Genomic DNA, 14,208 nt, shown 5'->3' with positions numbered 1-14,208 from the left:
AAATTTGTAAAGAAATTTGAAGTTTAGCGAAAAACTTTTAAAAATCTCTAGACTTTCCAGCGGACTGGAGAGTCGAATAAAGATGGATACCCCTGGTCAACACCAGGGGCTTTTTATTTGGCAGCTACCCCTTAAACGTCAACACTGGACTCAATCGCGCCACAACGTCTACCATTTCTGCCTCAACTTGCACATCAATCACAGACTGAATCGGTTTGTAGGCAGCAGGTGCTTCCTCAATTCGGCGTTCTTCACGCAAGGTGATGCATTCTACTCCGGTTAATCCCAGTTCTGCCTGACTTTGAGATGCACCTTTGCGACTGAGGTCGAAGCGAGAACGAATTCTTCCCGCCCCATGTGACGCCGAATTACAAAATGCTGGATTCCCTTTACCCACCATCAGATAAGAATAAGCACCCATCGAACCAGGGATAATCACTGGTTGTCCTATATGGGCAGGACAAGCGCCCTTGCGTGTTACCCATCCCTGACCTTCTGGTAAAGTGATGTTATGGGGCAAGTCATAAACTAAAGGTGCTTCGACATCTTTGTATACTTCCCGCAAACGCAGACGTAGCAATTCCGCTAACAGCAGGCGATTGATAAAGCCATAGTTAGCAGCAGTTGCCTCAGCTTGCAGGTAACTGGCAACTAGTTCAGGATGAGAAGAAGTAGAGAGAGGAAAAATCTGAGAATCAGGGTACTTCAAACCTTTTTGCCAAGTCGCCTTAGCTTTATCTCGCCACATTCCCCCAATATACTTACCCACGTTTCGAGAACCAGAGTGAATCATAAAAGCTAGCTGTCCCTCGCGCACTCCCCAGGCGTGGGCAAGTGGGCGATTTTCAACTTTATCAACCCGTTGCACTTCGACAAAATGATTGCCGCCGCCAATGGTTGCCAGTCCGCCATCGCGTACTAGTCCAGCATCGGGAACCAATTCTTCAGGCGCTAGTTTCCAGTCACCGTCCATTGAACCACATAAGAAAATGCGTTCGCCCCTGGCGTTGGCGGAGCCATCGCTCTCTTGGGCAAGTTGTTGTAAATCAGATTTGATTACACTCCCAGTAGCCCGGTCTAGCATGGCATCCAGCCAACCGGGAACTCCGTACTGAAATAGCGATCGCATTGCTTGAGCAGTCATTGTCACATCACGCGTACTGAAGAAGTAATCCCCCTTCATCCGTTCTACGAATTGGTCGCGCTTTGCCAGGAATTCGTCGATTGTCAAATCAACAACATGCAGGCGCATCCCACAATTGATGTCAGAACCAACAGCACCAGGAATGACTTGACCCACCGTTTCTACGACTGAACCAATGGCAACACCCGCATCACCTGGGTGAAAGTCAGGCGTAGCACAGGCACGACAAACGCATCCACCTGACGGGTGACGGACGCTTGCTAAATTTGCTAACTGCTTCAATGCCTTAGCTTCTACGGGGAAGTTTTCTGGCAGCAACACTTCTGCTACAGGGGCATCCGGAGAATTAACTAAACGAACTGAATAAGTGCGATTGTTATAAGTTACATCTAAACCTTGCCGCTCTAAAGCACGCAGGAGACGTTTAAGATTTTTTGGCTGCATGAAAACTCCAAATAAGGTCTTAAATAAGACCCTTTGTTGTGAAGAGAGGAGGAGACTTGGGGTTCAGCAGCCGCGTCTCAATTAGTGCAGAAGGTCATTTTTCCAGAACTGTGGGCAAAACAACAAGTTAATTCTGACTAACGTGATTATATAGCCTTAATAACACACAGTTTCATCAAATGACAAGTGTTTTGTAGTACGTTGTAGTTTTGATGGGCAACGGTTACTCAGTCAAACCAAAGTTGTAAAGAAATTTGAAGTTGAGCGAAAAACTTTTAAAAATCTCTAGACTCTCCAGTCGGCTAGAGAGTCTAGGATAAATTCAAGGCGACTCTCTTTCCAGTTATTTCTAATGTGTGAGAGATACGTCTCAATCATCCAGCCCGATCCGGCTAAGTTGTTCATATTATCCCGTAAATCTATGACTCTCCAACTCACAGTTCCCAACATGGCTTGTTCTGCTTGTGCAAGCACTATCACCAAAACACTTCAGGCAGTCGATGCCAATGCTAGCGTTCAGGCCGATCCAACAACCAAGCTTGTCAATGTTGAAACTCAAGCATCAGAAACAGCAATTAAGGAAGCGTTAGCTGCCGCTGGCTATCCAGTTGCTTAAGGGGATCGGGGGCTGGGTACTGGGGACTGGGAGAATGACCAATTGCCAATCCCTAACCCCTAATCCCCAATCCCTAACCCCTAATCCCCAATCCCCAGAGGGGGCCCCACCTTCCCCAATTCTCAATCCCCAATCCTCAGCATGGATACTCTCACACTCAAACTTCGAGGCATGAGTTGTGCCGCTTGCGCCAACAATATCGAAAAGGCAATTCGCTCTGTTTCTGGGGTAATTGACTGCAACGTTAATTTTGGAGCCGAGCAAGCTACGATCAAATACGATCGCTCTCTAACGAATTTAGAGAAAATCCAAAGTGCGATCGCAGCTGCGGGATACTCTTCTGACTCACTTCAGGAAGAATTGCTCACCGAAGATGATGGTGAAAAAGCAAGTCGGCAAGCATTACAACGCCAACTCTCCCTCAAGGTAGCGGTGGGAGGTGTAATCAGCATTTTCCTATTTTTGGGGTCGTTGCCCATGATGACTGGGCTAAATTTACCCTTGATTCCAAGTTTCCTGCAAAATCCTTGGGTACAGTTAGTGCTGACAACACCCGTTGTGTTCTGGTGTGGTGGATCTTTTTACCGGAATGGCTGGAAATCCCTTAAGCGCCATACGGCGACGATGGACACGCTGATTGCTTTGGGTACAAGTGCGGCATATCTATATTCTTTGTTTGTCACTGTTTTCCCAAAATTTTTTATTGCTCAAGGCTTGATACCTCATATTTATTATGAAGTTGCCGCCATTGTTATCACCTTAATTTTGCTGGGGCGGTTGTTAGAAAATCGCGCTAGGGGACAAACTTCTGAAGCTATCCGCAAACTCATCGGACTGCAAGCTAGAGATGCCAGAGTTATCCGTGATGGTAGAGAAATCGATCTTCCCATCGCTGAAGTCAGAATCAACGATGTGATTTTAGTGCGTCCTGGTGAAAAGATTCCAGTAGATGGCGAAGTGATTGCAGGCGCTTCAACGGTAAATGAAGCGATGGTGACGGGTGAAAGTTTGCCAGTCAAAAAGCAGCCAGGAGATGAGGTGATTGGGGCAACGATTAACGGTGCGGGTGCATTTCAGTTTCGGGTGACACGAATCGGAAATGATACATTTTTGGCTCAAATCGTCAAACTAGTGCAACAAGCGCAAGGTTCTAAAGCACCCATTCAGCGCTTGGCAGATCGAGTTACAGGATGGTTTGTACCAGCTGTAATTGCCGTTGCGATCGCCACTTTCATCATTTGGTTTAATTTCACGGGCAATCTTACCCTAGCCACAATGACAACGGTGGGTGTACTAATTATCGCCTGTCCTTGTGCTTTGGGTTTAGCTACGCCCACTTCTGTAATGGTTGGGACGGGCAAAGGTGCAGAAAATGGCATTTTGATTAAAGGTGCTGACAGCTTAGAACTAGCACACAAAATTCAAACCATTGTTTTAGATAAAACCGGCACTTTGACTCAGGGTAAACCGACAGTTACAGACTTTGTAACAGTCAACGGCACGGCTAATGGTAATGAAATCCAGCTTTTACGATTAGCAGCAACGGTAGAACGCAATTCTGAGCATCCTTTAGCTGAAGCGGTTGTAAAATACGCCCAGTCTCAAGAGGTGAGTTTAATAGATGCAAAAAACTTTGTAGCTAATGCAGGTAGTGGTGTGCAAGCAGTTGTGGCAAATCGGCTTGTGCAAATTGGTACACAACGCTGGTTAACAGAACTTGGAATTAACACTATGAGTCTCCAGCAGTATAAAGATGCCTGGGAAGCTGCTGGTAAAACAGTTATTTTGATTGCTGTAGATGGCGAACTACAAGGAATAATGGGTATTGCCGATGCCCTAAAACCTTCATCAGCAGCAGTGGTGAAAGCCTTACAGAAGTTGGGTTTAGAAGTAGTAATGCTTACCGGAGATAATCGTAAAACTGCTGATGCGATCGCTCTACAAGTTGGCATTGGGCGAATCTTTGCCGAAGTGCGTCCAGATCAAAAGGCGGCGATTATCCAAGCTTTGCAAGGGGAGCAGAGGGGCGGGGGAGTAAGGAAAGAGAATTCTCGTAAATTCTCACTCAAAACTCAGCACTTAATTGTCGCAATGGTAGGTGATGGCATTAATGATGCGCCAGCGCTAGCACAAGCTGATGTGGGAATTGCTATTGGTACGGGAACAGATGTAGCGATCGCAGCTAGCGATATCACTCTAATTTCTGGCGATTTGCTCTTAATTGTGACAGCAATTCAACTTAGCCGCGCCACCATCAACAATATTAAGCAAAATCTCTTCTTTGCCTTTATTTACAACGTCATTGGTATTCCCATTGCGGCGGGAATTTTGTTCCCCATCTTTGGTTGGTTACTCAATCCAATTATCGCCGGCGCTGCGATGGCTCTTTCTTCACTTTCTGTTGTTAGCAATGCCCTGAGATTGCGTAACTTTCAACCAAAAATTAGCTCATAATTGCAGGGTAATTTAGGAAATGTCCAGTCAAAAAACGCTTTGGGGAAGCCTGATAGCTTTAGTGCTGCTCGCTGGAACATCAGGTGTAGCATTTGCAGAAATGCCAGCCCATTCATCAGAGCAAAACAGCCAATTTCAACACATTGAGCAACCTTTGAGCTTGAAAGTTGGGGTTGCGATCGCTGGTTTCGCCTTAATTGGACTAGAGTTGTGGTGGTTTCTTGTCTATAAAAGTCCTGATTCCTGATTAGTATCAGTCCTGAGAGGTGTTTTGAATAATCGGACAAATTGTCTCCTCATGATGGTCGCTGATATTCTTCCAGCCTGAAAGTAATCCCTTGATTTCAGAGCGTAAAGTTAACATCTGATCAATTTGGCGCTCGATTAGCAAGACCTTCTCTTCAAGCTTTTCTTTGATTTCACCACAAGGAGTTTGCCCTTGGTCATAAACCTGAAGAATATTTCCAATCTCTTCTAGGCTAAGACCAAGATTTTGCGCCCTTTTAATGAATGCTAAACGAGTCAGCACATCCAATGAAAACTGGCGGAAGCCTCCCTCTGTTCGTCTTGATGATTGGATTAAGCCTAAACTCTCGTAATAGCGAATTGTCCTAATGGGGATTCCGCTTATATCTGTTACCTGACCAATTAAAAGCAGTTCTGTTTCCTGAGTTAACACGGCAGATTTTCCCAAATATTGTAATTATTATGACATATTTTTTTAATTCATTAAGTCATTTGAGATTTTAAAAAAATTGGCGTAGTAGTTTAAATTTTTATCTAATTATAACTGTTACTAATTTGTAATTTTGCCAATATCTATTCTCAATGGATATCAGCTTATATAAGCTGATATCTGACTAGCATAATTTTAACAAATTTAATAAATTCTACCTAATATTTTGCCTCTCTGCTTTGAGCTATTGATTGGGTGACTGTTTGTCATGGTACTGAAAGTAACTGTTTTTTTCTAGTCCTCATGTTATTTCTAGATCAACTGCTTCACTTCAAGTGAAACCATACAAATGAATCTCAACTCGCAGACTTCTAGCTCAATCCGTAAACCTAAAATTTTCAATAATCCAGAGCGTTTTATTGAGGGATGGTATTGGGTAATACCTTCTCAAAATCTGCGGGTGGGTGAAGTAAAACCTGTCACGATTTTGGGTAGAGAATTAGTAATTTACCGGGGAAAAGATAAAAGAGTAGTTACCTTAGAAGCCTACTGTCCACACATGGGCGCTCACCTTGCTGAAGGCAAAGTTGAGGGTAATGCACTACGTTGTTTTTTCCACCACTGGAAGTTTGATGCTGAGGGGATGTGTATTGATATCCCATGTTTAGATGTACCACCTTCCCTAAAATTACAAACTTGGCCCACTGCTGAAAAATATGGGATGATTTGGGTTTGGACTGGAGAAATACCACAGCAACCTCTACCTTTTGTTCCAGAATTAGAACAAAAAGAGTGTGATGTCGCCATCCATTCCCACTTCTTGCTGAACTGTCACCCCAATGTAGTGATGATTAATGCAATTGATGCTCAACACCTCAATACAGTTCACCAATTGCCATTAGAAATTATTTTTGAAAGACACGAACTAAACGAGAATGCAATTATCTTCAGTAATACTACACCCATCAAAGACAATTTCTTTTTGATTAAGCTCATCCGTCTTTTCTACAAAAATGTCATAACTTACAGTATTTGCTATTGGTACGGTAGCATTGGCATTGTGACACTTGGCCCTGATTTCTTCCATGTCCACATGATGGTTGCAGTTCGCCTCCACGAAGGCGGAAAAACTGAAGGTCAAGTTCTGTTGATGACTAAAAAACGTAAAGGAATTTTTGGTTGGTTATGCAATCGAGTTGTGCTATGGCTGACTAAGATTGCAGCTAAGTACTTTCTTATGGGTGACATCAAGATTCTTCAAACAATTCAGTTTGATTTGAAAACTCCCATCAAAGCAGATCACTCAATTATGCAGTTTATTAACCATGTTGAAAAACAGCAATCCCTAATGTGGGGGACTTGGCAAGAAATGCGATCACGCGATGTGGAGAGCAAGCCCAGGCGTGAGAGATGGCAAGATACAATGAGTAATGACTAACATCATGTTTATATGACAAAAATTCCGCCAGACTGCTTGGTCAATTAAACGCACACGGTATCATAACTATTATCAACAATCTTTGCAAGAAATGAATCGTTTGTAGAGGTGTATAGATGTACGCCTCTACCAATGAATGTCTAGCAGATATTTTGTGAAATAGTATAACAATTAATAAAGGTTAAAAGTTCAACAAAGTTACTTTTAACTTTTAATCGATTTTTTACTCGACTACTAGATAAATAAAAAGAAGTGGCAAAGCCACTTCCTAATTCCCAGGTAGAACCTAAGTTATGAGTATAACCACTACAAAAAATTTAAATAGTATAAACAAACACCAATTAACTGAATATCTCTATTTTCCTTGTTTCTAGGTGAGTAAATTTTGATTTCTATGCACCAAATAACTGTATATTTACATAAATCTCATGATTGCAATCCAGACTCAATATGATCCAGATCGTCGCTTAAGATGTGCCAGTTTTATCTCTTCATCAAGAAGTTGCTGTTCTAATTAAAAATTAACTGCTTTACCAGCCTCAAAGACTCAGTATGAGAACCTTGTCTTCATAGTTACTCTAAGCTCTAGCAAGCAAACTGATGTTTAACATACCACTACTGACTTGGGTTCAATACAACGATAATTTCTGTAAGCCTAATCCCCAAAGGTTTCCAGTGGGGGTTGCTGGAAGAAAAAGTACCATCCCCAGATACTGATTGGTAATCATTGGGGAACTTTTCAGAAGCATTGGGAACCGTATCTACTCGTAAAATGAGTTTGCCTTGATAACGGGATAATTTACTGCTATCCAACAAAATAGTACCGCCGTAGTCCCACGCCAATCCATAAAGTTTAAAATCACCTAATTTTTTACGTAATTCGCTCAAAGGGGTTCCAACACCGATACCTTCGCGGGTTTTCCAAGCTAAACCCAGATTACGCACATCTAGGGGTTTGGTACGAGTATTATCGCTCCAAACTACCAAGAGCGATCGCCCCTGATTTAGATTTAACTGAGTAGCTGCAAAACTACCTATTCCTTCAGCACCAGAGATAGTTTTATCAACGAGATGGGATGCACCAAACAGTTTGACTAAATCCTGCTTGGTGGTTGTGCGTGTTATCGGGCCTACTCTTTCCCCAGGAACAATTAAGGTGTCTTTTGAGGGTTGCAATTTAGCAACAGTAATTGGGTGATTGATTTTCTGAGGTAGTGCAAAGGCTGGGTTTGCTGAATAGTTTAGCAGTAAAGCTAAAGTAGCTATAGCAATGCTTTTGATTGATGAATTCATCGGTTTTACTATTGGGTAGCAGAATATGAGTGAGAAGTACTCATAGTTTAACTACTACAATTTCCCAATTATAGATTCCCAATTTTCCAAAAATTTTATTTTATCGCTCTAGTTGCATTTAAAATTGCTAGCATTGCTACTCCAACGTCAGCAAATACAGCTTCCCACATTGTCGCTATCCCGAAAATACCCAGCCCAATAAATATACCTTTAATTGCTAAGGCAAACCCAATATTTTGCCAAACAATTTTGCGAGTTTTTCTGGCGATTTGGATTGCTTCTGCCACTTTGGATGGTGCATCTGTCACGATTACAATATCGGCAGTTTCGATTGCTGCATCTGAGCCTAATCCACCCATTGCCATACCAACATCTGCTCTAGCAATCACTGGTGCATCATTAATTCCATCCCCAACAAAGGCAACTTTACCACGCTTGCCGGCGGTGCTGAGTAACTTCTCAATGGCATTCACTTTTTCTTCAGGTAATAACTCTGCTTCGTAGGTATCTATGCCAAGCTGTTGAGCAATGCGGGAAGCGATCGCTTGATTATCTCCTGTCAACATTACTGTTCTCTCTACACCCATTCGCTTCAGTGCTTGAATAGCAAGTCTCGCATCTTCTTTGAGTTCATCAGCAATTACAATATATCCAGCGTAAATATCATCCACTGCTAGATGAATAACTGTTCCTTCTAATTGGCAATTAGCGTGAGAAATCTTCTCTCTATGTAATAGGCGATCGCTTCCCGCTATTACTACCCTATTTTCAATGTTGGCTTTAATTCCATAACCTGCTATTTCTTCATAATCTCTGATCTCAAACTCATCGATTTTTCCACCATAAGCTTTGCAGATAGATTGAGCGATGGGATGATTTGAGTGCGATTCTACTTTGGCAGCTATTAGCAGCAGTTCTTGTTCATTCCAGCCATTTAATGGTACTATCTCTACTACTTTGAATACCCCTTTTGTTAACGTTCCAGTTTTATCAAAAACAACTGTATTAACTGCATTTAAAGTATCTAAAAAAGTAGAGCCTTTAACCAAAATACCACGTCTAGCTGCACCTCCCACACCTCCAAAGTAACCTAATGGAATACTGATAACGAGTCCACAAGGACAGGAGATAACTAGTAAAATTAGGGCACGATAAATCCATTCAGAAGACGTTGCACCCGAAATGAATAAAGGAGGTAATATTGCAACTGCTAAAGATGTAAAAACTACGACTGGTGTATAATAGCGGGCAAATTTAGTAATAAACTTTTCTGTTGCTGCTTTTTTACTTTTGGCATTTTGCACCAAGTCTAAAATCTTGGCAATGGAAGATTCATCAAATAGTTTTGTGACTCTAATGACGAGCGCACCTATTTTATTGATCGTCCCAGCAAAAACTGTTTCTCCAATTCTTACCGTTCGTGGTACAGATTCTCCAGTTAATGCAGATGTATCAATTTGCGAATTACCATCTATAATTTCGCCATCTAAGGGAATTTTTTCTCCCGGCTTGACAACGATAATATCTCCAATCTTTACTGTTTCTGGCGATACTTTCTTGAGTTCTCCTTCTATTTGGATATTTGCATAGTCTGGGCGGATTTCCAATAATGATTTGATCGAATTACGGGAGCGACTGACGGCAATATCTTGGAACAATTCTCCAATTTTATAAAATAACATGACTCCGACAGCTTCGGGTAATTTATGAATTGCGATCGCCCCTAATGTTGCTACTGTCATTAAAAACGTTTCATCAAATACTCTACCTCTGACTATATTGCGCCCAGCAGTTTTTAAAACACTCCATCCACTTAATAAATAAGCAGGAATAAAAAGCAGATATTCACCTATTGAGTAAAATGTATTGTGTAATTGATCTTCAAAAATTATACCAGGTGCATATAAACTTAAAATCGCTACCAAAGGCAATATCTCATTTTTCAGATTAAATTCTCCACCGTGTTCGTGATTGTGGTCATGGTTATGATTCTCATCATGATTGTGATTATGAACATGGTTATGATTCTCGTGATGGTCATGTTCACAGCTGCAACAATCTGAAGATTCCAAATGTACTTTCTGCTTCATTTTTTCTATGTAGGCTAGTAAATTAATTGAGATATGAGCTTTTTTTTAAATGTAATGAAAAAAAGAAGTTTTTACAAGTTGGTATTTTAAGAACGAGAATCTCTATCAATCCGGTTCGGTTAAGTTTTTTGATGAAAATTCTAGATCACTAAAGATGCTATAAATCGCCATCAACACGAAAAACTGACTGATTATTGTAGAGACGGCGATTCATCGCGTCTCTTGTCTTAACCGAACAGTATTAAAATCTATCTAAAACTTATTACTAAATACATCATATATCTTGTGAATTAAAATTAAGATTTTTAATCTTGTAAAGATAGCTACAGTGGCTTTCAATTGTATAGAATTATGTAAAATATAACTTTTGTTCGTAGTGAGCGATTTATCGCTCTAATTTAATTAAGCTCTTATACTTACATCAAGCAAATAATCATCGTTGGAATATATAACGGATTGAAATTTGCTGAATTACATAACGTTGCGTCTAAAAGCTAGATATAAAGCCTGTTTTATTGTTGAATTATGATGTAGTAAATAATTTCCGCTCCAACTGGTGAAGAGGTGGAACTTTCTTGGGTAACAAGTGTCTATCTAGCTATTCTCAGGGAAAATTCACTTGAAGTTTGAAAGTTAATCGAATACCCTAATTTAGTAGACAATTTTCTCAAGGAAATTTATGAACAAAAAAATTCTTCTGAATTTGCTTTCCACTTCCTCAATTTTTGTGTCGATGATGTCTACGCTAGCGGCATTTAACCCTGCCCATGCTAGTATGGCTCTGCGATTAATGCACACACAAGATGGTCGTACCTGTATTACGAACCCACATGGTGGAAAAGATTTTGTGTGCATTCGAGATTCAGAGAGAAAGCAACCTTATACCTCTACACGTTCCTCAACTCTTGCCACATCAGTATCAGATCAGAATGTTGCCATGTTGAACTTTACTGAAGAGGAAAGTGATGCTGCAATTAAGACGTTTGGTTGCGACTGTCCATTGTGTGTAAATTCTTTGCGTCAGTTGCGCGGTACTGGAAACTTGGTGTACTAAGGTTGAATAGCGCTGATAGCGACTATAACTTTTGTTAGATACACGTGATTAATCACGTATAAAAGATATACGAAATCAAAAAAGCATTTTTAACTAAGTACCACTACTATTATTTGGCTACATGTAAACTCATTGTTGGGGCAACTCATGAATTGCCCCAACAGTATCTATTTTTGTGTAAGTACTGAGAGAAAAAGAGGCACAGAAATGATTAAATACTCTCGGTCAGAGCGTCCTATTTATTCAACTACCTCATTCACAGGGAATCTATCAATCAACTGCATCGCCCGATAGGCATTACGCAAGAAAGAGTCTTGCAAATGGGGAATGTGGGGTATCTGCGACAATAAATCCAAAGTCCGGCGTAAAATTCTCACTACATCGCCTTCATCCAAGGTAGTGTTCTCGCAGAGTTCAGTCCACTCCATTCCCAGCGCCCATTGTTCGACTATGGCAATTAACTCAAATTCCAACCATATCGGCAGCGCTACGTTATACCGCCGTTGTCGTTGGAACATTTGGTGGCGAATTCCCCGCAATTTTTTCAAGGCTTCTGCCACTTCATTGCTAAGGTCAAAATTAACTTTGCTATCTGGGCGGGGCGTTTCCATCACCAAAGCCGCTGCTGCTGCTGCTAAATGATGCGGATCTAAATTGTCCAATTCACCACTAGCGAATACTAAACCCAGCCACAATTCATTTTCCCCTCGAATGGCGGCAGCGATTTGCCCTAATTGTGTGGGAACTAAGTTATCCAAAGCATCAAAATGTTGCAGAATGGCAATTAAATTGAGAAATTCTTCCCAATGACGTTGTGACTGTTGCTCTACTTGCCCCTGCAACTGTTCGAGTTCGGCTTCTAGTTCGACATAGCGGGCCCGACGTTTGAAAAGCGTTGCCGCATTGCCTGATTGATGTAGGGGATGAGCTTCTAATTGCTCTTGAACAGCAGTAACTTTACTGAGTTGTTCTGCTACTTCTGGTGCTAGATGCAAAGATTCTATCGGATTGGGAATACGCACAGCGATCGCAAAGCTTTCTTCGTTACCACGGCGCGATTGTCCTGGCTTCAAAGGCATCTCTGGTGGTGGTAATACATTAGGCGGCACTTCAATTCGCGGTAGTTCGGCATACAAATCGACTACATCCCCTGTAGTTGCCACATACCAACGGTTATCGTGCCCCAAGCATACCAAGTAAGGAGCTTGACCAGAACCAGGCGATTTACCCACCAAAACTGCGGTTACGGGTGAAGATACTGTGATATTTTTGCCCTTGAGACTCAACAGAGTTCCTGACACTGCAAAGCCCAACATCATCACCAATTCTTCTTGGCGGTTTTCCTGTGCTTGCTCTTGCAAGGTTTTCAATATCTGGCGTTCCACCTTCAGGCGTTGCCGCAATTTTTCATAAACAGCCAGTTCATTTTCATTAACTGCGGCGATTTGTTCATGAAGTTGAGCTAATTGGGTTTGCAATTCGGCAATCTCATCGTATTCTGGCCGTAAATGCAAGGTCGCCATGTACTGCCCAAAACTGCGCTCTATCAGTTCCCTGGTTTGCTCCAGGGTGTGGGTTTGCAGCAAGTTGAGTACCATGCCGTAACTGGGTGTAAATTGGCTTACTAGAGGGTCTGGCTTCGATGTTCCCAAATATGCGGCTTCTTTAGCTCCTTCAAAGGGAGTTTGGACTGTTACCACATGACCTTGTTTATCCATCCCCCGGCGGCCTGCTCGTCCCGCCATTTGCAAAAATTCGGAAGCGTTCAACAGGCGGTGTCCGGTGTCAGTCCGCTTGGAAAGGGTAGAAATTACCGTTGTCCGGGCGGGCATATTAATTCCCGCTGCTAGTGTCTCGGTGGCGAATACTACTTTAATCAGCCCTTGCTGAAATAGTTCTTCTACCAGTGCTTTCCAAGCAGGTAAAATCCCAGCGTGGTGGGCAGCAATTCCCCTGTACAAGGGTGCAATTTGCCCAGAACGTCCTGCTTCGGGATTGCGGGCTAAAAAGTCATCAATCTGTTGCCGCAAAATCTGAGACTCTTCATTATTTACCAGCCATAAATCACCCACTTCTGCCACCGCTTTATCACATCCCCGGCGGCTGAAGATAAAGTAAATGGCTGGGAGCATATCCCGTTGTTCTAACTGGCTCAAGGTATAAATTATTCCTGGAGCTTCCGGTCTGCCATTTCTCCCTCTATCCCTTTCTCCCCCTTTTCCCTTCTTCTTCTGAAGGCGGGGGTTAATTTTGGTTTTGCTATCATTCAGCAGGGGAAATAACCCTTTGGGATTGCAAAAGTGAAATTCTAAGGGGACTGGGCGAAAATCGGAGTAAATCAGGTCAGTTGGGCCGTGAACGCGATTTAGCCAATCGGTGAGTTGATCGCTATTGGCAACTGTTGCTGAGAGGGCTGCCAGTTGCACTTCACGGGGACAATAGATGATTGATTCTTCCCAAACTGTACCGCGCTGGCGATCGTTCATGTAGTGGCACTCATCAAGTATCACCGCTTCAACGTCTACTAATGAGATGCCAATTTGCCCGATGGGTGTGCCATAGAGCATATTTCGGAAAATTTCTGTGGTCATCACCAAAATCGGTGCATCTCTGTTAATGGAAGCATCTCCAGTTAACAGCCCGACTCGCTCGAACCCGAATTTTTCCCGAAAGTCACGTAATTTTTGATTTGACAGCGCCTTCAGGGGAGTAGTATAAAATACGCGTTTTCCTCGCGCTAGGGCGCGATAAATGGCGTATTCCCCGACTAATGTTTTGCCCGAACCTGTGGGCGCACATACAACTACGGAGCGCCCAGCGTTCAGGGACGCGATCGCTTCTTTTTGAAACTGATCCAGTTCAAAGGGAAATATAAACCCTAAGTCAAGTTCTGGAGACGGTGCAGGATAATTCACTCAATCACATTTGCAACCAGATTGTTTACTATATTAACGAGTCTTTTGTCAACTTCGTTATTGGTCATTAGTCATTAGTTTTTC

Annotated in this window: 10 protein-coding genes; 5 read left to right on the top strand and 5 right to left on the bottom strand. The window is 42.2% G+C overall.

All coding sequences use genetic code 11. The features are described 5' to 3' along the window. Window positions 1-124: 124 nt before the first annotated feature. Window positions 125-1,588 carry an RtcB family protein gene (locus tag RMY16_RS07630; protein ID WP_322735868.1) on the bottom strand — a complete coding sequence of 488 codons (1,464 nt, stop codon included), beginning with the start codon at window positions 1,586-1,588 and terminating at the stop codon, window positions 125-127. 421 nt (window positions 1,589-2,009) lie between these two features. On the opposite strand from RMY16_RS07630, the gene RMY16_RS07625 reads away from it, so the two are divergent. The 3 genes from RMY16_RS07625 to RMY16_RS07615 all read left to right on the top strand — a co-directional run bounded on the left by RMY16_RS07625 (window position 2,010) and on the right by RMY16_RS07615 (window position 4,905). Continuing rightward, the gene (locus tag RMY16_RS07625) at window positions 2,010-2,204 is read left to right on the top strand and encodes a heavy-metal-associated domain-containing protein (protein ID WP_322672151.1); all 195 of its coding nucleotides are present in this window, start codon (window positions 2,010-2,012) and stop codon (window positions 2,202-2,204) included. A gap of 141 nt (window positions 2,205-2,345) precedes the next feature. Beyond that, the gene (locus RMY16_RS07620; protein WP_322735867.1) at window positions 2,346-4,658 is read left to right on the top strand and encodes a heavy metal translocating P-type ATPase; all 2,313 of its coding nucleotides are present in this window, start codon (window positions 2,346-2,348) and stop codon (window positions 4,656-4,658) included. Between the two features lie 19 nt (window positions 4,659-4,677). After that, entirely contained in the window at window positions 4,678-4,905 is a 228-nt protein-coding gene (locus RMY16_RS07615) for a hypothetical protein (RefSeq protein ID WP_322735866.1), read from the top strand. 6 nt (window positions 4,906-4,911) lie between these two features. Here RMY16_RS07615 and RMY16_RS07610 read toward each other — a convergent pair whose 3' ends face one another. After that, on the bottom strand, window positions 4,912-5,337 hold the full coding sequence (locus RMY16_RS07610; protein WP_322735865.1) for a heavy metal-responsive transcriptional regulator: 426 nt from the start codon (window positions 5,335-5,337) through the stop codon (window positions 4,912-4,914). A 346-nt stretch (window positions 5,338-5,683) separates the two neighbouring features. Between RMY16_RS07610 and RMY16_RS07605 the strand changes: the two genes are divergently transcribed. Continuing rightward, window positions 5,684-6,772 carry an aromatic ring-hydroxylating dioxygenase subunit alpha gene (locus RMY16_RS07605; RefSeq protein WP_322735864.1) on the top strand — a complete coding sequence of 363 codons (1,089 nt, stop codon included), beginning with the start codon at window positions 5,684-5,686 and terminating at the stop codon, window positions 6,770-6,772. Between the two features lie 615 nt (window positions 6,773-7,387). Here RMY16_RS07605 and RMY16_RS07600 read toward each other — a convergent pair. Both RMY16_RS07600 and RMY16_RS07595 read right to left on the bottom strand, forming a co-directional pair. Beyond that, window positions 7,388-8,065, bottom strand: coding sequence for a hypothetical protein (locus tag RMY16_RS07600; protein ID WP_322735863.1), 678 nt, complete (start codon window positions 8,063-8,065; stop codon window positions 7,388-7,390). A 95-nt stretch (window positions 8,066-8,160) separates the two neighbouring features. Continuing rightward, window positions 8,161-10,155: a heavy metal translocating P-type ATPase gene (locus tag RMY16_RS07595; RefSeq protein ID WP_322735862.1), complete on the bottom strand. Its 1,995-nt coding sequence runs from the start codon at window positions 10,153-10,155 to the stop codon at window positions 8,161-8,163. A gap of 679 nt (window positions 10,156-10,834) precedes the next feature. On the opposite strand from RMY16_RS07595, the gene RMY16_RS07590 reads away from it, so the two are divergent. Beyond that, window positions 10,835-11,209, top strand: coding sequence for a hypothetical protein (locus RMY16_RS07590; protein WP_322735861.1), 375 nt, complete (start codon window positions 10,835-10,837; stop codon window positions 11,207-11,209). A 239-nt stretch (window positions 11,210-11,448) separates the two neighbouring features. Here RMY16_RS07590 and RMY16_RS07585 read toward each other — a convergent pair whose 3' ends face one another. Then, window positions 11,449-14,124: an RNA helicase gene (locus RMY16_RS07585; protein WP_322735860.1), complete on the bottom strand. Its 2,676-nt coding sequence runs from the start codon at window positions 14,122-14,124 to the stop codon at window positions 11,449-11,451. Window positions 14,125-14,208 lie beyond the last annotated feature (84 nt).

Origin of the sequence: Nostoc sp. DedQUE12b, from assembly GCF_034530835.1 — a bacterium.
In the GTDB taxonomy this organism is placed as follows: Bacteria; Cyanobacteriota; Cyanobacteriia; order Cyanobacteriales; family Nostocaceae; genus Nostoc.
Note: the sequence above shows the minus strand (reverse complement) of the source record. Positions and strands in the feature narration are given on the sequence as shown.

What these genes read in the sequence shown, in the direction of transcription:
- RMY16_RS07630 (WP_322735868.1), bottom strand. Translation starts at nt 1,588, where the DNA reads ATGCAGCCAAAAAATCTTAAACGTCTCCTGCGTGCTTTAGAGCGGCAA.
- RMY16_RS07625 (WP_322672151.1), top strand. Translation starts at nt 2,010, where the DNA reads ATGACTCTCCAACTCACAGTTCCCAACATGGCTTGTTCTGCTTGTGCA.
- RMY16_RS07620 (WP_322735867.1), top strand. Translation starts at nt 2,346, where the DNA reads ATGGATACTCTCACACTCAAACTTCGAGGCATGAGTTGTGCCGCTTGC.
- RMY16_RS07615 (WP_322735866.1), top strand. Translation starts at nt 4,678, where the DNA reads ATGTCCAGTCAAAAAACGCTTTGGGGAAGCCTGATAGCTTTAGTGCTG.
- RMY16_RS07605 (WP_322735864.1), top strand. Translation starts at nt 5,684, where the DNA reads ATGAATCTCAACTCGCAGACTTCTAGCTCAATCCGTAAACCTAAAATT.
- RMY16_RS07600 (WP_322735863.1), bottom strand. Translation starts at nt 8,065, where the DNA reads ATGAATTCATCAATCAAAAGCATTGCTATAGCTACTTTAGCTTTACTG.
- RMY16_RS07595 (WP_322735862.1), bottom strand. Translation starts at nt 10,155, where the DNA reads ATGAAGCAGAAAGTACATTTGGAATCTTCAGATTGTTGCAGCTGTGAA.
- RMY16_RS07590 (WP_322735861.1), top strand. Translation starts at nt 10,835, where the DNA reads ATGAACAAAAAAATTCTTCTGAATTTGCTTTCCACTTCCTCAATTTTT.